This is a genomic window from Curtobacterium sp. SL109 (assembly GCF_026672405.1).
Classification (GTDB): Bacteria; Actinomycetota; Actinomycetes; order Actinomycetales; family Microbacteriaceae; genus Curtobacterium.
The window spans coordinates 1,052,180-1,073,107 of record NZ_JAPPRB010000002.1; the positions used below are offsets into that span (position 1 = coordinate 1,052,180).

At 71.5% G+C, this 20,928-nt stretch carries 18 protein-coding genes; 16 read left to right on the forward strand and 2 right to left on the reverse strand.

What is annotated here, in order from left to right:
* The first annotated feature begins 26 nt into the window (after positions 1–26).
* Positions 27–1,166: a class I SAM-dependent methyltransferase gene (locus OVA28_RS06510; RefSeq protein ID WP_268096247.1), complete on the forward strand. Its 1,140-nt coding sequence runs from the start codon at positions 27–29 to the stop codon at positions 1,164–1,166.
* A 68-nt stretch (positions 1,167–1,234) separates the two neighbouring features.
* Here OVA28_RS06510 and OVA28_RS06515 read toward each other — a convergent pair whose 3' ends face one another.
* Together OVA28_RS06515 and OVA28_RS06520 are read right to left on the reverse strand one after the other, a co-directional pair.
* On the reverse strand, positions 1,235–2,065 hold the full coding sequence (locus OVA28_RS06515) for an aldo/keto reductase (RefSeq protein WP_194659982.1): 831 nt from the start codon (positions 2,063–2,065) through the stop codon (positions 1,235–1,237).
* A gap of 76 nt (positions 2,066–2,141) precedes the next feature.
* Entirely contained in the window at positions 2,142–2,561 is a 420-nt protein-coding gene (locus tag OVA28_RS06520) for a pilus assembly protein CpaE (protein WP_194659983.1), read from the reverse strand.
* Between the two features lie 228 nt (positions 2,562–2,789).
* On the opposite strand from OVA28_RS06520, the gene OVA28_RS06525 reads away from it, so the two are divergent.
* From OVA28_RS06525 to OVA28_RS06595, 15 genes are all read left to right on the forward strand, one after another.
* Positions 2,790–5,495 (forward strand): glycoside hydrolase family 2 protein, encoded by a 2,706-nt coding sequence (locus tag OVA28_RS06525; protein WP_268096249.1) that lies wholly within the window; start codon positions 2,790–2,792, stop codon positions 5,493–5,495.
* Positions 5,496–5,577: 82 nt separating this feature from the next.
* Positions 5,578–7,056, forward strand: coding sequence for a sugar transferase (locus OVA28_RS06530; RefSeq protein WP_268096251.1), 1,479 nt, complete (start codon positions 5,578–5,580; stop codon positions 7,054–7,056).
* A 146-nt stretch (positions 7,057–7,202) separates the two neighbouring features.
* Positions 7,203–7,493 carry a twin-arginine translocase TatA/TatE family subunit gene (gene tatA, locus OVA28_RS06535; RefSeq protein WP_416354634.1) on the forward strand — a complete coding sequence of 97 codons (291 nt, stop codon included), beginning with the start codon at positions 7,203–7,205 and terminating at the stop codon, positions 7,491–7,493.
* A gap of 96 nt (positions 7,494–7,589) precedes the next feature.
* Positions 7,590–8,885, forward strand: coding sequence for an MFS transporter (locus OVA28_RS06540; protein WP_326493740.1), 1,296 nt, complete (start codon positions 7,590–7,592; stop codon positions 8,883–8,885).
* A 206-nt stretch (positions 8,886–9,091) separates the two neighbouring features.
* Positions 9,092–11,260, forward strand: coding sequence for an ATP-dependent Clp protease ATP-binding subunit (locus OVA28_RS06545; protein ID WP_268096253.1), 2,169 nt, complete (start codon positions 9,092–9,094; stop codon positions 11,258–11,260).
* Positions 11,261–11,330: 70 nt separating this feature from the next.
* A complete protein-coding gene (locus tag OVA28_RS06550) occupies positions 11,331–11,891 on the forward strand; it encodes a DUF2231 domain-containing protein (protein ID WP_268096254.1) in 561 nt (186 codons plus the stop codon).
* 59 nt (positions 11,892–11,950) lie between these two features.
* Positions 11,951–12,604 (forward strand): response regulator transcription factor, encoded by a 654-nt coding sequence (locus OVA28_RS06555; protein WP_268096255.1) that lies wholly within the window; start codon positions 11,951–11,953, stop codon positions 12,602–12,604.
* Complete coding sequence (locus OVA28_RS06560; protein WP_268096256.1) at positions 12,601–13,713, forward strand: sensor histidine kinase; 1,113 nt, start codon at positions 12,601–12,603, stop codon at positions 13,711–13,713. The genes OVA28_RS06555 and OVA28_RS06560 overlap by 4 nt, the downstream gene beginning before the upstream one ends.
* 47 nt (positions 13,714–13,760) lie before the next feature.
* On the forward strand, positions 13,761–14,294 hold the full coding sequence (locus OVA28_RS06565; protein ID WP_268096257.1) for a hypothetical protein: 534 nt from the start codon (positions 13,761–13,763) through the stop codon (positions 14,292–14,294).
* The gene (locus OVA28_RS06570) at positions 14,291–15,376 is read left to right on the forward strand and encodes a peptidoglycan-binding protein (RefSeq protein WP_268096258.1); all 1,086 of its coding nucleotides are present in this window, start codon (positions 14,291–14,293) and stop codon (positions 15,374–15,376) included. Before OVA28_RS06565 ends, OVA28_RS06570 begins: the two co-directional genes overlap by 4 nt.
* Positions 15,373–16,191 carry an ABC transporter ATP-binding protein gene (locus OVA28_RS06575; protein ID WP_268096259.1) on the forward strand — a complete coding sequence of 273 codons (819 nt, stop codon included), beginning with the start codon at positions 15,373–15,375 and terminating at the stop codon, positions 16,189–16,191. The genes OVA28_RS06570 and OVA28_RS06575 overlap by 4 nt, the downstream gene beginning before the upstream one ends.
* A complete protein-coding gene (locus OVA28_RS06580; RefSeq protein WP_268096261.1) occupies positions 16,188–17,375 on the forward strand; it encodes an ABC transporter permease in 1,188 nt (395 codons plus the stop codon). The genes OVA28_RS06575 and OVA28_RS06580 overlap by 4 nt, the downstream gene beginning before the upstream one ends.
* Before the next feature lie 285 nt (positions 17,376–17,660).
* Positions 17,661–18,986 carry a sugar ABC transporter substrate-binding protein gene (locus tag OVA28_RS06585; RefSeq protein WP_268096262.1) on the forward strand — a complete coding sequence of 442 codons (1,326 nt, stop codon included), beginning with the start codon at positions 17,661–17,663 and terminating at the stop codon, positions 18,984–18,986.
* Between the two features lie 3 nt (positions 18,987–18,989).
* A complete protein-coding gene (locus tag OVA28_RS06590; RefSeq protein WP_268096263.1) occupies positions 18,990–20,057 on the forward strand; it encodes a carbohydrate ABC transporter permease in 1,068 nt (355 codons plus the stop codon).
* Positions 20,054–20,914, forward strand: coding sequence for a carbohydrate ABC transporter permease (locus tag OVA28_RS06595; RefSeq protein ID WP_268096264.1), 861 nt, complete (start codon positions 20,054–20,056; stop codon positions 20,912–20,914). Before OVA28_RS06590 ends, OVA28_RS06595 begins: the two co-directional genes overlap by 4 nt.
* Positions 20,915–20,928 lie beyond the last annotated feature (14 nt).

Below are 20,928 nucleotides of genomic sequence, written 5' to 3' on the forward strand. Positions count from 1 at the left end.
CCAGTGGCCCCGGGTACGCTGACGCGGTGCCAGACTTCGCCGACCGCTTCCGCCGCGACCCCGACGACGAGCCGGACCTCGTCGCCCTCGACGGCACGGACCGCTTCATGCTCGACGAGGCACCGCACGTCCACGGGGACGCGGTCCGAGCCCCGGGTGCCGTCGTCGTGGTCGACGACGTCCGCGGGTTCCTGACGCTCGGCCTCATCGCGCTGCACGGCGCCGCGAACGTCCGGGTGGTGCAGGACTCCCTCGTCGGACAGCGCGCGCTGCAGGCCAACGCCGGGACGTTCGGCCTGCGCGGGTTCCACCACCCCGACTCGTTCGAGGACGCCTTCCGTGACGCCCGACTCGTGCTCCTCCGGCTGACGAAGTCGCACGACCGCCTGGACGAGATCGCCCGCGCGGTCGCCCGCTTCGCCGCCCCGGACGTCGTGCTGCTCGCGGGCGGGCGGACCAAGTTCATGACGCTGTCGCAGAACGACGTGCTCCGGCGGTCGTTCGGGGACGTCGTGGCGTCACGGGGGCGTGCGAAGTCCCGGCTGCTCGTCGCGCAGGACCCGTTGACCGCCGCTGCGAAGCGCGCCGCCATCACGTCGCCGTGGCCGAAGCAGGTGCACCTGGACGAGCTCGGCATCACGGTCGCGGCCCACGGCGGGGTCTTCGCCGGGGCGTCGCTCGACCTCGGCACGCGCGTGCTCATCGAGGCGATGGACGCCGCGGTGCCCACCGCCCGCGTCGCCGTGGACCTCGGCAGCGGCAACGGCGTCATCGCGACGGAGATCGCCCGGCGGCGTCCGGCGATCCGGGTCATCGCGACGGACGTGTCCTCCGCAGCGGTGCGGAGCACGAGGATGACGGCGGACCTCAACGGCGTCGGCGACCGGGTCACCACCGTGCGGAGCGACGCCGGTGACGAGCTCGACGAGGGCTCGGCGCAGCTGGTGCTGTGCAACCCGCCGTTCCACGCGGACACCACGGTGAGCACCGACGCGGCCGAGGCGATGTTCCGGAACGCGGCCACGATCCTCCAGTCCGGGGGAGAGCTGTGGTGCGTCTGGAACTCGCACCTGCGCTACCGGCCGGTGCTCGAGAAGGCCGTCGGACCGACCCGTCAGGTCGTGCGGACCGACCGCTTCACGGTCACGGCGTCGCGACGCCCCTGACCGACAGGACCGGAGATGCCGAAGGGCGGCTGCGCAGATGCGCAGCCGCCCTTCGTCGTCCCGCCGGATCAGGCCGGGACGTAGTCGAACGTGTCGGGGTCGGGGCCCGTGCGGTGCCCCTTGTCGAGCGTGGTGATGTCCGTCATGTCCTCGTCGGAGAGCTCGAAGTCGAAGATCGCGAAGTTCTCCTCGACGCGGGCACGGGTGACCGACTTCGGGAAGACGATGTCGCCGCGCTGGATGTGCCAGCGGAGGACGACCTGCGCCGGGGTCTTCTGGACGGCGCCGGCGATCCGGACGATGGTCTCGTCGTCGAGCACGAGGCCCTGGGCGATGGGGGACCAGGCCTCGGTGGCGATGCCGAGCTCACGGTCGACGGCGCGGAGCTCGTCCTGCGCGAGGTACGGGTGCACCTCGATCTGGTTGACGGCCGGCGGCACGTCCGTCTCGGCGATCAGGCGACGCAGGTGGTGCGCCTGGAAGTTCGAGACACCGATGGAGCGGGCGGTGCCGGCGGCGTAGAGCTCCTCGAAGGCCTTCCACGTGGGGACGAAGTCCGACACGGTCGGGAGCGGCCAGTGGATGAGGAAGAGGTCGGTGTAGCCGCCGAGCAGGTCAGCCGACTTCTTGCCGTTCTCCAGCGCGAGGTCGTGGTCGTGGAAGCCGTTGTTCAGCTTCGAGGTCACGAAGATCTCGGAGCGGTCGATGCCGGACTCCGCGATGGCCTCGCCGACCTCTTTCTCGTTGCCGTACATCTCGGCAGTGTCGATGTGGCGGTAGCCGACCTCGAGCGCGGCCAGCGTGGCGGCCTTCGTCTCGGAGGGATCGATCTGGAACACACCGAAGCCGAGCTGCGGGATGGTCTTGCCGTCGTTGAGTGTGATGTTCGGAACGGTCATGAGCCCAGACAACCAGCCCGCACCCGACGCGCACCCCAGCAACACCCAGACTCGGAGCTGACGGGGGGTCGTCCCGCTACGCCAGCGCCGCCGCGATGTACGCCGCCAGCGCCTGACCGTAGGCGATCGCCGGGTCCTCGGCCGCGAACGTCCGGTCGACCCCGGCGATCGTCGCGGTGACGGTGTGCACGACCCGCTCCCCGGCGGCGACCCGCGTCAGGCCGACGAACGCCGGCCCGAGGAGCTCGCGGAGCTGGTCCTCGCGGGGCAGCCAGAGCGACTCGTCGGCGGTCACCGAGTCGAGGGCCCACTCGGTGGTCCCGTTGAAGCCGAGGATGGTGCCGGAGGGGTGGTCGTGACGCTCGACGGTCATCTCGGAGACGGTGTAGACGTCCTCGTCCACGCCGGGCTTGTCGATGACGAACCGGTCCCCGGTCTCGGGGTGCCAGCGGAGTCCTGCGTCGCGGAGGGTCTTGGCGAGTTCGACGGTGATCACGACACCAACCTGCCACGCTCGGGCGGTACACGTGTTCCGGATGGCAACCCGTACTAGCATCGCGGAGCACCCATCGTGCGCGGGCCGTCGACGCTCCGCGCGCGCGACGCGACGACGCCCGGACGACCGGTGCCGTGCCTCCAGGCCGTTGACCGGCCACGGGACGGAACCGAGACGGGCCAGACCGCGGCGGACCGCACCAGCGGCCCGTCCAGAGAAGGACCCCGCATGACCCTCGACCGCGAGGAACTCCGCGACGCCTGGACGGTCTCGATCGTCGAGGACAGCGCCCCGGCCGGCGTGCCTCCGGAGGTGCGCGACGCGCTCCGCGGCGCCGGGATCAGCGCGACCGTCCCCGGTCAGGTGCACACGGACCTGGAGCGCGAGGGCCTGCTGCCGGACCCGACCCACGACCGGAACGAGGCCGCCACCCGCTGGGTCGGTCGTGCGGACTGGACGTACCGGCGCACGGTCGACGTCGACCCGCGCGGCCACGAGCGCGTGGACCTGGTCTGCGAGGGCCTGGACACCGTGACGGAGCTGACCGTCGACGGCGTGCAGATCGGCGCCACCAGGAACATGCACCGGCGCTACCGCTTCGACCTGCTCGATGCGACGGGCGGCAGCAACACCGCCACCGAGCGCGAGCTCGAGATCCTGTTCGAGTCGCCGTACCGCGAGGCCGGCCGGGTCGCCGCCCGCGCCGGCAGCATGCCCGGCCCGTACGACGAGCCGTTCCCGTACGTCCGCAAGATGGCCTCGAACTTCGGCTGGGACTGGGGCCTGACCGCGGTCACGAGCGGCCCGTGGCGCGACGTCGCGATCGAGCGCTGGTCGACCGCACGCCTGCGCGACGTCCGTCCACTCGTCGACGTCGAGGCGGGCGAGGGCGTGCTCGACGCCCACATCGCCTTCGAGCGCTCCGGCATGAACGACCTCGACCAGGACGGCGAGGACGACGACCTGGTGCTCGTCGTGACCGTGTCCGGCGAGACCGTCGAGGGCACGAAGACCCGCCAGCGGTCGCGCGCGCAGGTGACGCCGAAGGAGAACGAGACCGTCGTCACGGTCCGGATCCCCGAGGCGCGTCTCTGGTGGCCGCGGGGCTACGGCGCACAGCCGCTGTACGACGTGTTCGTCGAACTGCAGACCGTGGAGGGCGAGGTCCTCGACCGGCAGACCTTCCGCACCGGCTTCCGGTCGACGCGCATCGACACCACGCCGGACCAGATCGGCCGTCCGTTCAACATCCACGTCAACGGCACGCTCATCGACGTCCGCGGCGTGAACTGGATCCCCGACGACGTGATCGTGTCGCGCGTGGACCGGCAGCGGTACCAGGGCCGTCTGGCGGCGGCCGCCGACCTCAACGCGAACCTGGTGCGGGTGTGGGGCGGGGGCGTCTACGAGTCGCACGACTTCTACGAGGTCTGCGACGACCTCGGCCTGCTCGTGTGGCAGGACTTCCCGTTCGCCTGCTCCGCCTACCCCGAGGACGAACCGCTCCGCAGCGAGGTCGTCGCCGAGGCCCGCGACAACGTCGCCCGGCTGTCCCGCCACCCGTCGCTCGTGGTCTGGAACGGCAACAACGAGAACATCTGGCTGCACGACGCCGACGGCTGGGGCGACGAGCTCGGTGACCGCGGCTGGGGCCTCGACTACTACCTCGACCTGCTCCCGACGATCGTCGACGCCGTCGACCCGTCGCGCTTCTACACGGTGGCGTCGCCGTGGTCCGGCTCCGAGTCGCTGCCGGCGAACGACGTCGACCACGAGACCCACCACTCGTGGGACGTCTGGAACCGGCTGTCCGACGACCACTACCGCGACTCGGTGCCGCGCTTCGTCTCGGAGTTCGGCTGGCAGGCGCCGCCCGCCTGGCGCACGCTCCGCGACGCCGTGTCGGACGACCCGATGACGCCGACGTCACCAGGGGTCGTGCACCACCAGAAGGCCGCCGACGGCATGGGCAAGCTCGCACGCGGTCTGGAACCGCGCTTCGGCACCGTCCCCGACGGCGACCTGGACCGCTGGCACTGGCTGACGCAGCTCCAGCAGGCCCGCGCGATCGCGACGGGCGTGGAGCACTGGCGGTCGCACTGGCCGCGCAACACGGGCGTCATCGTCTGGCAGCTCAACGACCTGTGGTCGGTGTCGTCGTGGTCGGCGATCGACTCGGCGGGGCGGCTCAAGCCGCTCGCGCACGAGCTGCGTCGTCTGTACGACGACGTCCTGCTCGCCATCCGTCCGGTGTCCACGGTGCGGACCGCGCCCGGTGGCGCGCCGGCGGACACGGCCGGTCGGCCTGGAGGCTCGGACCAGTCGACCGCGTCGCTGCCGGTCCCCGACACGGCCGGGTCCGCGGCACGTGGGGACACCGCGGTCATCGACCGTCCGGTCGCACCGATCGAGGTCGTCGTGCGCTCGACCCGGCGGGGCCTCGACAGCGTGGTGCGCGTGCGGCGGATCGACATGGCCGGGCAGACCCTGGCCGAGGTGCACCTGCCCGTGCGGCTCGACGGCGCGGGGGTCGGGGTCGTCACCCTGCCCGAGTCGGTCGGCATCGTGCAGGACCGCACCGGCGAGCTCGTCGTCGCGGACATGGACTGGCGCCGTGCGGTCTGGACCCCGTCGGCGGACAAGGACATGCGGTGGCAGCCCGCGCACTACCGCGCCGCGTTCTCCGAGGCGGAGGACGGCGACGGGCTCGAGCTCGTCATCGAGGCCGAGTCGCTCGTGCGGGACCTGCTCCTGCAGCCCGACCGTGTGCAGCCCGAGGGCACGGTCGACCGCGGGTTCATGACGCTGCTGCCCGGGGAGCGGGTGTCGTATCGTCTGCGCGGCGTCACCGAGGCCGACGTGCCACGTCTGATCGAGGGACCGGCGATGTGGACCATCGACCGCGGACTGTCGATATCCGACATACCACAGTGATATCCTGGGGTCTCGTCGACTGACCGTGCCTGCGGTCGGCGGCGCTGGCGGCCGGTGGTCGCCGACCCTGCAGGAGGCCTCCGTGTCACTCGTCGTTCGTCGACCCCTCGGGGCGGGTCCCGCTCGTCCCGCCCCCCGACGTCCTTCGTCGGCGCCCGAGCGTCGATCGCGGCGTGCGCTGACGTTGCTCGACCTCGCGCTCCTCGTGGCCGCCTTCGCGATCGCACACGTCCTGCGCTTCCCCTGGGACCCCGCTGCGGGTCTCCGCACCGCCGGTGCGGTCGAGTTCCTCACCGCGCCGGTGATCGTCGTCGTGTGGATGGCCCTCCTCTCGGTGTACCGCACCCGTGACCGGCGGATCATCGGCGTCGGGGGAGAGGAGTACCGCCGTCTCCTGACCGCGAGCCTCGTCGCCGGGGCCGTCGTCGCCGTCGCCGCGTACGCGATGGGGATCGACATCGCTCGCGGGTACGTCGCCATCGCCTTCCCGATCGGCCTGCTCATGCTCGCGCTCGGTCGCCGGGCCGTCCGCGGCGCCCTGGCCCGGCGGCGAGCGCGTGGCGAGGAGCTCGTCGACGTCCTGCTGGCCGGGGACGCCGACGACGTCCGCTACGTCGGCCGACGCATCGTGACGACGCCGGCAGCCGGCTACCGGATCACCGCTGCGGTCACCGACTGCGAACCGGTGGGCAGCGACCTGCGGGTCGGGAGCGTGCACGTCCCCGTCGTCGGCGGTGTGGACGAGCTCGTCACCGCCGCGGAGCGTTCTGGCGTGGCTGCGGTGGTCGTCGCGGGGGCGGTCGCGGGTGGGCACGAGCGCCTCCGACGTCTCGGGTGGCAGCTCGAGGAACGCGGCGTGGAGCTCGTCGTGTCGTCGCCGCTCGCGGACATCGACTCCGGCCGGGTCCACCAGCGTCCGGTCGACGGGCTGCCCCTCATGCACGTCGAGACCCCGGACTACACCCGTCGCGTCGGCAAGCGTGCGCTGGACGTGGCCGGCGCGGCCGTCGGTCTGGTGCTCCTGCTGCCGGTGTTCGCCGTGATCGCCGTGTGCATCCGCGCGCACGACCGCGGCCCGGTGCTCTTCCGGCACGTCCGCGTCGGTCGGGGTGGCGCGCAGTTCTCGATCCTGAAGTTCCGCACGATGTGTGTCGACGCCGAGGACCGGATGGCCGAGCTCGTGGTCCACAACGACGGCGACGGGCCGCACTTCAAGATCAAGGACGACCCACGGATCACGCGTGTCGGGGCGTTCCTGCGGCGGACGTCGCTCGACGAGCTCCCGCAGCTCTGGAACGTGCTCACCGGTTCGATGAGCCTGGTCGGCCCGCGGCCGGCATCACCACGCGAGGTCGCTGCGTACGCCGACTTCGACGACCGGCGCCTCCTCGTCACCCCGGGGATGACGGGGTTGTGGCAGATCAGCGGCCGGTCCGACCTCGACTGGGCGGACGGGCTCCGGCTCGACCTGCACTACGTCGAGAACTGGTCCTTCGTGCACGACCTGGTGATCCTCGCGCGGACCATCCCGTCGGTGCTCCGGTCCCGCGGTGCCTACTGACCGCGGTTCCTGAGCGGGAGGTGACCGTTCGACCCCCTGTTCTGGGCATCCAGCGCCGACCGAGTTACCATTGGACGAACACGGGCTTCCGCCGGGTGGATCGACGATGACCCGCTGACGGCGAACAGTTCCAGAATCAAGGAGTCATGATGCTCGGAAACCTCACCGGTATGCACCTGCTGATCATCCTCGGCATCGTGGTGCTGCTGTTCGGTGCGACGAAGCTCCCGGCCCTCGCCAAGGGCCTCGGCCAGTCGATCAACATCTTCAAGAAGGAGATGGACATCGACGACAAGAAGAGCAAGAACGCCGACGGCACGGTCCAGAACACGACCGTCGACCCCACTGTCCCGCAGACGCCGGTGGTCTCCCAGGCCCCCGTCGTGAACCCTGGCCCCTCGGCCCAGCCGAACGCCACCACAGACCACCGGATCTGATCCGGCCCTGCCCCGTTGCTGAAGCCCCGGTGATCCCACACCGGGGCTTCGTCATGTCCGGGCGCGGCGGAGCCCCGGCAGGCGGATGATGACGGGATGACCTCCTCGCCCGCCCCGGTGTACACCGCGCCACTCCGTGACGACCGCCGCGTGGTGCTCGTCGTCGCGATCCTGTCCTCGTTCGTGGTGGGCCTGGACTCGAGCGTCGTGAACGTGGCACTGCCGGCGATCCGGACGGAGCTCGGCGGGGGACTGGTCGTGCAGCAGTGGACCGTCGACGCGTACCTGGTGACGCTCGGGTCGCTCATCCTCGTCGCAGGCTCCCTGTCGGACCTGTTCGGCCGGGTGCGGATCATCACGTGGGGGCTCGTCGTGTTCGGCATCGCCTCGATCGTGTGTGCGATCGCCCCCACCGGTGAGGTCCTCATCGTCGCGCGGGCACTGCAGGGCGTCGGCGGTGCCCTGGTCACCCCCAGTGCCCTCGCGCTCATCGTGGCGGCGTTCCGCGGTGCGGCGCAGGCGAAGGCGATCGGCACGTGGACGGCGTGGTCGAGCGCGGCGTCGATCCTCGGCCCGGTCGTGGGCGGGCTGATCGTGGACGGCATCGGCTGGCGCTGGATCTTCGTCGTCACGGCGGTGCCGATCGCGGTGACGATCCCGCTCGTCCGCCGGATCTCCGGGGACGTGGTCGCCGGGCACCGTCCGCGCGTGGACGTCGTCGGTGCGGTGCTCGCCGTCGTCGGGGTCGGCGGTGTGGTCCTCGGGCTGATCGAGCAGGAGCGCCTGGGCTGGGGCTCGCCGGTGGTCGTCGCGGCGCTGGTCGTCGGCGGGGCGGCGCTGCTGGCGTTCATGCCGTGGGAGCTCCGGGTGACGCGGACCTCGGGTGCCCCGCTGGTGCCGCTCGAGCTGTTCCGCGCCAGGAACTTCGCGGTCGGCAACATCGCCACGCTGTCGATCTACGGCGCCCTCGGCATGGTCTTCTTCGTGATCACCCTGTTCCTGCAGGAGGTGTGGGCCTTCCCCGCGTGGCTGGCCGGCCTCGCGACGCTGCCCCCGACGGTGGTGCTCCTGCTGCTCTCGACGACGGTGGGCGGCCTGGCGGGGCGGTTCGGTCCGCGGTGGTTCATGGCGGCGGGGCCGGCGGTCGCGGCCGCCGGTGCACTGCTCATGGTGACGGTGGGCGACGACCCGTCGGGGTACTGGTTCGCGGTGCTGCCGGGGCTGGTGCTCGTCGGGCTCGGGATCACGCTCATGGTGACCCCGCTGACGAGCGCGGTGCTCGGGTCCGTGCCGCAGTCCGAGGCCGGCGTCGGGTCCGCCGTGAACAACGCCGTCGCGCGCATCGCCGGTCTCCGTGATGGTGGCGCTGGCGGGTGTGGTGCTCGGCGGTGAGGTGAGCGTCGGCGGGGTCCACCGCGCGATGGTCGTGATGGCCGTCCTGCTGCTGGCGGGGGCCCTGGTGAGTGCGGTCGGCATCGTGAACGTACGATCACGCGAGGCGGAATGACTGCCAGCGTTGTAAACTTGAGCCAGTAGGACTCAAGTGAGTCCGAGGACTTCGTGACCATACGACCACCGCAACGAAAGGACGACAACGCATGGCGAACCTCCAGGGCGCTCCTGACTCTGCGGAGCAGCAGAAGACCGCCCTCGAGCAGTACGGCGTCGACCTCACGGCGATCGCGAAGAGCGGCAAGCTCGACCCCGTGATCGGCCGCGACGCCGAGATCCGTCGTGTCTCGCAGGTGCTGACGCGCCGCACCAAGAACAACCCGGTGCTCATCGGCGAGCCCGGCGTCGGCAAGACCGCCGTCGTCGAGGGGCTCGCGCAGCGCATCGTCGCCGGGGACGTCGCCGACTCCCTCAAGGACAAGCGACTCGTCTCCCTCGACATCTCCTCGCTCATCGCCGGCGCGAAGTACCGCGGCGAGTTCGAGGAACGCCTCAAGGCCGTGCTCAAGGAGATCAACGACTCCGACGGGCAGGTCATCACGTTCATCGACGAGCTGCACACGCTCATGGGCGCAGGCGGCGGCGAGGGCTCGGTCGCGGCGTCGAACATGCTCAAGCCGATGCTGGCGCGCGGTGAGCTGCGGATGATCGGCGCGACGACGCTCGACGAGTACCGGCAGTACATCGAGAAGGACGCCGCCCTCGAGCGTCGCTTCCAGCAGGTCTACGTGGGGGAGCCGAGCGTCGAGGACTCCGTGGCGATCCTCCGCGGGCTCAAGGAGCGCTACGAGGCCCACCACAAGGTGACGATCAACGACTCCGCCCTCGTGGCCGCGGCGAGCCTGTCGAACCGGTACATCTCCGGCCGGCAGCTGCCCGACAAGGCGATCGACCTCATCGACGAGGCAGCGTCGCGCCTGCGCATGGAGATCGACTCCAGCCCGGTCGAGATCGACGAGCTCAAGCGGAGCGTCGACCGGCTGCGCGTGGAGGAGTTCGCGCTCAAGCAGGAGCGGGACGACGCCTCGAAGGCCCGCCTGTCGACCCTGCGCACCGAGCTGCAGTCGCGCGAAGAACGCCTCCGCGAGCTCGAGACCCGCTGGCAGGCCGAGCGGGCGTCCCTGAACCGCATCGGTGAGCTGAAGCAGCGCATTGACGAGCTGAACATGGCCGAGGCCAAGGCGAACCGCGAGAACGACTTCGAGACCGTGTCGCGCATCCGGTACGCGGAGCTCCCGCGCATCGAGGCCGAGCTGGCCGCCGCCGAGCAGGCCGAGTCCTCCGACCGGATGGTGAACGACAGCGTCACCGACGAGGACATCGCCGCCGTGATCGCGCAGTGGACGGGCATCCCGCTCGGGCGTCTGCTGCAGGGCGAGACCGAGAAGCTCCTGCACCTGGAGAGCGAGCTCGGGCGCCGGATCATCGGGCAGCGCACCGCCGTCAGCACCGTGTCCGAAGCCGTCCGGCGCACGCGCGCGGGCATCTCCGACCCGGACCGTCCGACGGGGTCGTTCCTGTTCCTCGGGCCGACGGGCGTCGGCAAGACCGAGCTCGCGAAGGCGCTCGCCGAGTTCCTGTTCGACGACGAGAAGGCCCTCGTCCGCATCGACATGAGCGAGTACGGCGAGAAGCACTCCGTCGCGCGGCTCATCGGCGCCCCGCCCGGGTACGTCGGGTACGAGGCCGGCGGGCAGCTCACCGAGGCCGTCCGGCGTCGCCCGTACTCCGTGATCCTGCTCGACGAGGTCGAGAAGGCGCACCCCGAGGTCTTCGACGTGCTGCTCCAGGTGCTCGACGACGGTCGACTCACCGACGGGCAGGGTCGCACGGTCGACTTCCGGAACACGATCATGGTGCTGACGTCGAACCTCGGTTCGCAGTTCCTGACCGACATGGCCCTGACGCCCGAGCAGCGCGAGACCGCGGTGCGGGAGCTGGTCCAGCAGGCCTTCCGGCCCGAGTTCATCAACCGACTCGACGACATGGTCGTGTTCCAGGCGCTCACGGAAGAGGACCTCGGGCAGATCGTCTCGCTGTACGTCGACCGGCTGGCACGCCGACTCTCCGGCCGTCGCCTGGAGCTCGCGGTCACGCCGCAGGCCCGCGGCTGGCTCGCCGAGCGCGGGTACGACCCGGTCTACGGGGCGCGGCCGCTCCGTCGGCTCATGCAGCGCCAGATCGACGACCAGCTGGCGCGGGCGATCCTGGCCGGGGACGTCCGGGACGGCGACACCGTCCGCGTGGACGTCGCCGCCGGTGGCGACGCACTGCTGGTCGAGCCGTTCGAACTCGCGGAGATCGTCGAGGAGTAGCGCTCCGGACGGGAGGCCCGGTGCCGGTCCCTGGGACCGGCACCGGGCCTCCTGGCCTACCGTCGGCCCCATGCCTGAGATCCGTGCGTTCCGTCGCCTCACCGACGCCATCGAGGGCGCGAGCATCCTCGACACCGCCGTCGACTTCGACCGCAAGCTCGTGCAGCTGACCGCCAAGCCGCGCGCGCTCCGCCAGCTGCTGCACGGGGTGCCGTTCGGGCACCCGATCCACCCGCTCATGGTGCAGGTGCCGCTGGGGGCCTGGATCTCCGCCGCGGTGCTCGACCTGCTCGGCGGCAAGGGCAACGCCAAGGCCGCCAAGACCCTGATCGGTGTCGGGATCACCTCCGCCGGCAGTGCGAGCATCGCCGGGTACGTCGACTGGTCCGAGCTCGACCGGGAGCAGCTCCGCACCGGCTGGGTGCACCAGGCGGTCAACTGGGTCGGCATCTCGCTGTACGGACTGTCCTGGCTGCAGCGGAAGGCGGGCAACCACGGGGCCGGCAAGCTCACCGGGTTCGCCGCGCTGACGGTCGTCAGCGTCGGCGGGTACCTCGGCGGACACCTGGCCTACCGGCAGCGCGCGGGTGTCAGCCAGCACGGCGAGGTCCCGTTCGACGCGTCGCGCTGACGTTGCTCGGTGACGGCTGATGTCAGCCGGTTCAGAGGTATGTCACGTGCAATGTGCGCATGCGCATCCTCGTGGCCGACGACGAAACCGCCCTCGCTGACCTCATCGCGACGGGGCTGACCCGGCAGGGCATGGCCGTCGACGTCGCCTACCGTGGCGACGATGCCGACGAGCTGTTGGCGGTGAACGACTACGACGTCGTGGTGCTGGACCGGGACCTGCCCGGCGTGCACGGCGACGAGGTGGCCCGACGCGTGGCCAGCAGGGGGAGCGTCACCCGGGTCCTCATGCTGACGGCGGCGACGACCCTGTCCGACCGCGTCCACGGACTCGAACTCGGCGCGGACGACTACCTGACGAAGCCGTTCGAGTACCCCGAGCTCGTCGCCCGGGTCCGAGCACTCGGACGGCGGAGCGTCGCCCCGGTCGCGCCCGTCCTGGAGCGCGGCGGTCTGGCCCTCGACACGAACCGGCGGATGGTCACCCGGCACGGACGGCCGCTCGACCTGACCGCGAAGGAGTTCGGCGTCCTCGAGACCCTGTTGCGGGCCGACGGACGAGTCGTCTCGGCCGAGGAGCTGCTCGAGAAGGTCTGGGACATGAACATCGACCCGTTCACCTCGGCCGTGCGGGTGACGATGTCGAAGCTCCGCCGGAAGCTGGGGGACCCCGACCCGGTGCGGACGGTGCCGGGTCAGGGGTACGCGCTGTGACGCGCACGTGGAGCATCCGGGCCAGGACCGCCCTGGTGTTCGCGCTGGCGTCGATGGCGCTCGCCGTGGCCGTCGTCGTGTTCACGAACCTGATGTCGCAGGCGGCCCTCGGGAGCGCGGGGAGGGTCGCGACGCTGCGGGACCCCACGGCAGCAGCGCAGGGACGGGGTGCGGAGCTGGCGTTCGTCCGGGTCGTCGCCGTGCAGCAGTGGCAGTGGGCGGCGGTCGGCGTCGCCGGGGCCGGCGTGGTGGCGGGCGGGATCGGCTGGCTCCTGAGTCGGCGGATGCTCCGGCCGATCGACCGCATCACCGACACCGCGACCAGGATCTCCGCTGCGAACCTGCACGAGCGCATCGCCCTCGACGGCCCCGACGACGAGCTCCGGCGGCTCTCGCGGACCGTCGACGACCTGCTCGACCGACTCGAGACCGCGTTCGAGAGCCAGCGCCGGTTCGTGGCGCAGGCGTCGCACGAGCTCCGGACACCCCTGACCGTGCAGCGCGCGGCGATCCAGATCGGGCTCGCCGATGGGGTCGACGCCGAGGAGCTGGCCACCGTCCGGGCAGGTCTCCTCGAGCAGAACCGTCGCACCGAGCACCTCGTCGAGTCGCTCCTGGTGCTCGCCGAGGCCGACCGGGGACTCGCCGGCGACCTGGCGCCCGTCGACCTCGGCTCGCTCGCCGCGGACGTCGTCGCCGGGGTCGCCGGGCCCGCCGACGAGGCGGGGGTGACCGTCACGCTCCGGAGCCGCAGCGAGCCTCCAGGCGGTGCCGGTCCGCTCGTCGGGGAGCCGACTCTGGTCCGGCAGCTCCTGGTGAACCTCGTCGGCAACGCCGTCGAGTACAACGTGCCCGGCGGGTTCGTCCACGTCACCACCACGCAGGCCGGGATCGTCGTCGAGAACTCCGGGCCGGTCGTGCCCGCGGACGTGGCACCGCTGCTCGTGGAGCCCTTCCGGCGGTGCGCGGACGCGGTGCCCGGACGACGCCACAGCGGCCTCGGCCTGTCGATCGTCGCCGCGGTCGCGCAGGCGCACGGATGGCACCTGCGGGTCGAAGCCCGCGAGGACGGCGGCCTGCGCGTCCTGGTCGGTGTTTCGTCGATGTGAGCTGCCGGGGACGCGGGCCGCAACACCCGGTCCGCTGTGCTGGGTGCATGGACACCACCGACACCACCAGGACCACCCGCCGGACCCGCGCGTTCCTCGCCGCTGCGACGGCCGTGCTGCTGCTGCCAGGACTCCTCGCCGCCTGCTCGGGCGGATCGCCCGACGGCGACGACACGGCCACCGGTTCGTCGACCGGCGGATCCGCCGCGGCGGGCTCGTCGCTGGCCGCGTGCATGCGCGACCAGGGCTACGACATGCCTGACCCCGACCGCTCCAGCTCCGACGTGGGGCTGAGCGTGCCCGAGGGCGTCGACCCCGACCAGTACCGCGGCGACCTGCAGCGGTGTCTCGGCGACGGGACCGGGGCGGGCGACGCGCAGGCGGCGAAGCCGATGGGACCGAGCCCGGAGCAGGCGCGGAAGGCGGCTGCGTGCATCCGGGAGCACGGCTTCACCGACTATCCCGACGACGAGGCGGCGAAGGCGCAGTACCACCCGGACGACGAGGCGGCGTTCGAGGAGGTCGCGCAGACCTGCACCGAGGAGGCCTTCGGCGGGAGCCCGGCCGGGGTCGCACCGTGATCGCCTCGGGACGCACGCGCCTGCTCGTGACCGTGGGGCTCGTCGCCGTGCTCGCGGCGGGTGCCGGCACGTGGGCGCTCGTGGAGGCGCGGACGGGGGCATCGGCAGCGGCGTCTGCCGGTGGGGGCGGCGCTGGTTCGGGTGCGCGTGCGGGTGCGGGCGACCGGTACACGGGGCCGACCGGGATCGTGACGCGGGGCGACCTCACCGACTCGGAGGTGTTCGCCGGGTCGCTCGGACACGGGACCCCCACCGGCGTGCCCGGCGCCGCGTCGGGCACGATCACGTGGCTGCCGGAGCCCGGGCAGGTGGTCTCGCGTGACGAGTTCCTGTACGCCGTCGACGAGCGCGCCGTCCGGTCGATGTACGGCACGGTGCCGCTGTGGCGGGACCTGGAGCGCGGGACCTCGGGCACCGACGTCCGGCAGCTCAACGAGAACCTGACGGCGCTCGGGTACGACGTGGCGCAGGACGACGCCTTCGGTCCCCGGACGCAGCGTGCGGTCGAGCAGTGGCAGCGCGCCCGCGGGCACGACGTCACCGGGGTGCTCACGGCGGACGACGTCGCGTTCGTCGACGGGCCGGTCCGGGTGGCGTCGGTCGACGGGCGGCTCGGGCAGCCCGCGAGCGGCGACGTGCTCCACGTGACGAGCACGGAGCGCATCGTCACGGCGACGGTGTCCCAGCGCGACGCCGAACGGCTGGCGGTCGGCACGGCGGTCGACGTCCGCGTGAACGGGGCCGGGGACGCGATGTCCGGCGAGGTCACGGACGTCCGACCGGCCACCGGCGACGACGCCACCACGAAGGTCGACGTGTCGGTGTCCTTCGACGCCGGTGACCGACAGCTCCCCGCGGCGGCCTCCGCCCGGATCGAGGCGCAGGGCACCACGGCCCAGGACGTGCTGTCGGTGCCGGTCGCGGCACTGGTGGCTGCCGACGACGGGCGGTACGCCGTCGACGTGGTGCGTCGTGACGGCAGGACGGAGCGCGTCCGCGTCGTCCCCGGGCTCACGGCGTCGGGGCGCGTCGCGGTCACCGGGGACGTCGCCGCGGGCGACCGGGTGGTGGCGCCGGCATGAGCGGGAGGACCGCTCCCGCGGCGCGGCCGCACCCGGGCAGGCTCGCCGCGGGGGCGCACGCCGCGGGTCCGGTGCTGTCGCTGCGGGACGTGACGAAGGCGTACGGCGACGTGGGAGCGCTCCGCGGGGTCACGCTCGACGTCGGCGCGGGGGAGCTCGTCGCCGTGGTCGGGCCGTCCGGGTCGGGCAAGTCAACGATGTTGAACGTCGTCGGCACGCTCGACCGGCCGACCACGGGCACGGTGACGATCGCCGGGAACGACGTCGCGACGATGGCCGACGACGCGCTGTCGCTCCTGCGGGCGCAGCACATCGGCTTCGTGTTCCAGCACTTCCACCTGCAGCAGGGAGCGACCGCAGCGGAGAACGTCGCCGACGGGCTGCTCTACAGCGGCACCACCCGGTCCGAGCGACGTCGGCGTGCCCTCGAGGCGCTCGACCGCGTCGGGCTCGGACACCGCGTGCACCACCGCCCGCCGGAGCTCTCCGGCGGCGAGAAGCAGCGCGTGGCCATCGCGCGGGCGGTCGTCGGGGCGCCGACGATCCTGCTCGCGGACGAGCCCACCGGGGCACTCGACACCGCGTCGGGAGCGGCGGTCCTGGCACTGCTGCGCGACCTCAACGCGAGCGGGACGACCGTGCTCGTGATCACGCACGACCTGGAGCTCGCGGCGTCGCTGCCCCGACAGGTCCGGATGCGCGACGGTCTCGTGCAGGAGGACTCCGCTGCCACGACCACGACCACGACCACGACCACGACTGCGGCCACCACCACGGCCGCCGCGCTCGCCGCGTCGATCGGTGGCCCGCGGTGAGCGGGCGGCGGACCCTCGGGCCCGGTGACCTGCTCCGGCTCGGGGTGTTCGGGCTCCGCACCCGCCCGGGCCGCGTGGTGCTGTCGGCACTCGGCATCGCCATCGGCATCGCGGCGATGATCGCCGTCGTCGGGATCTCGACCTCGAGCAAGGCGGAACTCGACCGGGCGCTCGACGCCCTCGGCACGAACGTCCTCACCGTCACGACGGCACAGAGCATCACCGAGACGCCCCCGCTGCCGCCGACGGCGCTCGGGTCGGTGCTGCGCCAGGACGACGTCGAGGCCGCCGCCGCCGTCGGCACGGTCGAGGGAGCCCACGGCTACCGGACCCCGTACGTGCCGGAACCCGAGACGAAGGGCATCGGCATCATGGCCGCGGAGGGCGACGTCCCCGCGGTGCTCGGCGGCTCGGTGCGGTCGGGGCGCTGGCTCGTGGGCGGGTCCGACGCGCCCGACCAGGTCGTGCTCGGGGCCGCGGCCGCAGCAGCGCTCGGGATCGACCACGTCCGCGCCGACTCCCGCGTCTGGCTCGGTGGTCGCTGGGTGCAGGTCGTCGGGACGCTCGCCCCGATGGCGCTCGCCGAGGACCTGGACGCCCAGGTGTTCGTCCCGCCGAGCACGGCTGCGTCGCTCGGCTTCGACGGGCACCCGACCGCCGTGTACTCCCGCGTCGACCCCGCGCAGGTCGTCGTGGCGCGAGACCTGCTGGCACGTGCGATCAGCCCCGGCTCGCCGCAGGACGTGGGCGTGAGTCGACCGTCGGACGCCCTCGCCGCGAAGAACGCCACGGACGACTCCTTCACCGGGCTGCTCGTCGGCATCGGCGGCGTGGCACTGCTCGTCGGGGGCATCGGTGTCGCGAACACCATGGTCATCACCGTGCTCGAACGGCGGGCCGAGGTCGGTGTCCGACGCGCACTCGGTGCTCGACGACGCGACGTCCGCGACCAGTTCCTCGTCGAGTCGCTCCTGCTGTCGTTCCTCGGCGGCGTCGCCGGCGTGGTCATCGGTTCGACGGTGACGGTCGTCTTCGCGATCGGACAGGGGTGGCCGGTGGCGATCCCGCCGTGGGCGGTCCTCGGTGGGCTCGGCGCGACGGTCGTCATCGGCGGGGTGTCCGGGTGGTACCCGGCGGCGCGCGCAGCGCGCATCCCGCCGACGAGTGCGCTGGCGGCTGTGTAGGGGTGTCCACTCCACCGCCTGGAGGCCCGGTGCCGGTCTGCGAGACCGGCACCGGGCCTCCAGGCGGTCCTGGTCCGGACCCCGAGGTGCACTGCGGATGATCGGTGGTCATGACCAGTTCGTCAAGCATCGGTCGCGATTCGTTCGCCATCCGTGATCCCCCGGAAACACGCGGATCACGGGTGTCCACAGGGACCGATCCAACGGTTGACACAGGGCGTCCCAGGGTCTTCTATTGCGGAATACGCAACGACCTTTCATAAAGGCCGGACCTAGGGAGTCAACGTGACACGCACGCGATTCACTGCACTCGGTGCGCTCGGCCTGGCGGCCGCGCTCGCCCTCACCGGGTGCTCCGCAGGGAGCAACGGCGCTTCCGACAGCGGCACGAAGTCCATCGGCACACCCGATGGGAAGGGCAAGACCATCACCGTCTGGATGATGAACGGCGACCTCAGCGAGAAGGTGCTCGACGCCGCCCAGACGCAGTTCACCAAGGCCACCGGAGCGAAGGTGAAGCTGCAGACCCAGCAGTGGGACGGCATCACCACGAAGCTGACCACCGCACTGGCCCAGTCGGACGCCCCCGACGTCGTCGACCTCGGCAACACCCAGGTGCCGGTGTACGCGGCGACGGGTGGACTCAAGGACCTGACGCCGTACAAGTCGGAGCTCAAGGGCGGTCAGGAGTGGCTCTCCGGGCTCGAGGGCCCCGCCACCGTCGACGGCAAGCTCTACGGCGCACCGCTCTTCGCCGGCAACCGTGCGGTCATCTACAACAAGGAGGTCTGGGCGGACGCGGGCGTCACCGCGGCACCGACGACGTACGAGGAGCTCACCGCCGACCTCGACAAGGTCAAGGGCGCGAACACGCGCAGCGACTTCTCCGCGTTCTACATGCCCGGCCAGTACTGGTACGGCGGGCTGCAGTGGGTGTGGGACGCCGGCGGGCAGATCGCGACGGAGAAGGGCGGGAAGTGGACCGGCACGCTCGACTCCGCCAAGGCCGTCAAGGGCCTGGACGCCTGGAAGCAGTTCCAGAACGCGTACTCGGCGACGTCGACGCAGGACATCAACACGGACAAGCCGGCGCAGTCGGACATCTTCGCGCAGGGCAACACCTCGGCGTTCCTCGGGTCGGCGTGGGAGATCGGCTCGATCACCACCGCCAAGCCGGAGCTGAAGGACCAGATCGGCACGTTCCCGATGCCGTCCGTGTCCGGATCGGGGACGCAGCCCGTGTTCCTCGGTGGCTCGGACCTCGGCATCCCGGCGAAGTCGGCGAACCAGGACCTGGCGCTCTACTACCTGAAGATCCTGACCTCGAAGAAGTTCCAGCAGGACCAGGTCTTCGGGGTGGACGGCTGGGAGCCGAACTCCACGCAGCTGCTCTCGGCGGTCGCCGGTGACGTCGACACGTTGCACAAGCCGTACTTCGAGGCCGCCTCGACGAGCCGTCCGACCCCGGCGACCCCGGGCTGGTCGACGATCGAGGGCGACGCGAGCTTCCAGTCGATGTTCGCCGACGTGGCGACCGGCCGGAAGACGGCGGAGGAGTCGGCGAAGGACTTCTCGAAGCACCTCACCTCGGCGCTCAACGCGAGTCTGTAGTCGATGACCTCGACCGCTGACACGGCGACCGGTCCGGCAGCTGCCGGGCCGGTCGCCGGCGCTGACGCCGCTGCTGCCGATGTCGCTGCCGGTCCCGACACCGGACGCTCCGGGCGTCCGGGCCGCACGGGGCGTCCGGGTCGACTCGGACGCCCGGGGCCCGGCCGGCGGCGTCCGGTCACGGCGTCGCGGGCACCGCTGGTGCTCCTGGCCCCGGCCGCCGTGATCCTGCTCGCACTCGTCGTCTACCCGCTGGTCCGGCTCGTCGTCATCTCCTTCCAGGAGTACGGCCTGCGCGCGATCTTCACCGGGCAGGCGGGGTTCGCCGGGGTCACGAACTACACGAACGTGCTCACCGACGCGAGCTTCTGGCCGGTCATCCTGCGGACGATCGTCGTCACCGCGGCGATGGTGCTCGGCACGCTGCTGATCGGGATGGCGGTGTCGCAGCTGCTCACGCGGCTCGGTGTCGTGATGCGCACGGTCGTGAGCGTGGTGCTCGTGCTGGCCTGGGCGATGCCGAACGTCGCCTCGAGCCTGGTCTGGCAGTGGCTGTTCCAGCCGTTCTACGGCGTGCTCAACTGGGTCGTCACGCAGATGCGGGTGTTCGGCGACCACACGCAGGACAACTGGGCGTCACACCCGGCGCAGGCGTACACGATCGTGCTGACGCTCGTGATCTGGCAGGCCGTGCCGTTCGTCGCGCTGACGCTGTACGCCGCCCAGTCGCAGATCGCGCCGGAGTACTACGAGGCCGGCTCGCTCGACGGCGCCACCACGTGGGCGATGTACCGGGCGATCACGCTGCCCGCGCTCGCACCGACCCTGCTGCTCGTGACGATCCTGTCGGTGATCTGGGACTTCAACGTGTTCAACCAGATCTGGTTGCTCACCCGCGGCGGTCCCGAGGACGCCACCCTGACGCTCGGCATCTGGACCTTCGTGAAGTCGTTCGTCTCCAACGCCTACGGGCAGGGCGCGGCGATCGCGGTCATCTCGACCGTCATCCTCGGCGTGCTCTCCAGCTACTACATCCGCCGGCTCGTCCGCAGCGGGGAGGAGGACCTGTGACCAGCACCGAGGCACGTCCCGTCGTCCGGAGCCGCCGCAAGCGTCCGCGGGTGCTCGCCAACACCCTGGCGGTGCTGTTCTGCCTGGTGTGGGTCTTCCCGATCTACTGGATGGTGAACACCGCCTTCAAGCCGGCGGACGAGGTCACCACGATGACCCCGATCTGGTTCCCGCTGCGCCCGACGATCGAGAACTTCACCCGCGCGCTGACGCAGGAGGACTTCCTCGGGTACCTGCGGAACTCCGCGATCGTCGTGGTGGCGGCCGTGCTGCTGTCGATCGTCGTCGGGTTCCTGGCGTCGGCGGCGCTCTCGCGGTTCCGGTTCCGCGGGCGTCGGGCGATCCTGGTCGGGATCCTGTTCGTGCAGATGATCCCGTCCGGCGCCCTGCTCATCCCGCTGTTCCTGTCGTTCCAGTCGCTCGGGCTGCTCAACAGCTACCTCGGGCTGATCCTGGCGTACGTCGCGAGCGTGCTGCCCTTCTCGATCTGGGTGATGCGCGGGTTCTTCGTCGCGGTGCCGGTCGAGATCGAGGAGGCGGCGAAGACCGACGGCGCCGGGACGTTCCGGATCATGTGGAGCGTGCTGCTGCCACTCGTCATGCCGGGGGTCATCGCCACGAGCGTCTTCGCGTTCATCGCGGCGTGGAACGACTACCTGACGGCGTACGTGATGCTCAAGGACCAGGCGATGTACACGCTGCCGGTCTGGCTGGCGGGCTTCTCGACGAACAAGGGCACGGACTTCGGCGGACTGATGGCCGCGAGCGTGCTGTTCTCGCTCCCCGTCGTCGTCTTCTTCCTCATCGTGCAGCGCCGCCTGGTCACGGGCATGACGGCCGGTGCCGTGAAGGGGTAGCACGTCGGGTGCTC

Bases quoted from the DNA above. Each gene is read 5' to 3' on its own strand.
- OVA28_RS06555 (WP_268096255.1), top strand. From the start codon at position 11,951: ATGCGCATCCTCGTGGCCGACGACGAAACCGCCCTCGCTGACCTCATC.
- tatA (WP_416354634.1), top strand. From the start codon at position 7,203: ATGATGCTCGGAAACCTCACCGGTATGCACCTGCTGATCATCCTCGGC.
- OVA28_RS06545 (WP_268096253.1), top strand. From the start codon at position 9,092: ATGGCGAACCTCCAGGGCGCTCCTGACTCTGCGGAGCAGCAGAAGACC.
- OVA28_RS06590 (WP_268096263.1), top strand. From the start codon at position 18,990: ATGACCTCGACCGCTGACACGGCGACCGGTCCGGCAGCTGCCGGGCCG.
- OVA28_RS06550 (WP_268096254.1), top strand. From the start codon at position 11,331: ATGCCTGAGATCCGTGCGTTCCGTCGCCTCACCGACGCCATCGAGGGC.
- OVA28_RS06540 (WP_326493740.1), top strand. From the start codon at position 7,590: ATGACCTCCTCGCCCGCCCCGGTGTACACCGCGCCACTCCGTGACGAC.
- OVA28_RS06525 (WP_268096249.1), top strand. From the start codon at position 2,790: ATGACCCTCGACCGCGAGGAACTCCGCGACGCCTGGACGGTCTCGATC.
- OVA28_RS06565 (WP_268096257.1), top strand. From the start codon at position 13,761: ATGGACACCACCGACACCACCAGGACCACCCGCCGGACCCGCGCGTTC.
- OVA28_RS06515 (WP_194659982.1), bottom strand. From the start codon at position 2,065: ATGACCGTTCCGAACATCACACTCAACGACGGCAAGACCATCCCGCAG.
- OVA28_RS06575 (WP_268096259.1), top strand. From the start codon at position 15,373: ATGAGCGGGAGGACCGCTCCCGCGGCGCGGCCGCACCCGGGCAGGCTC.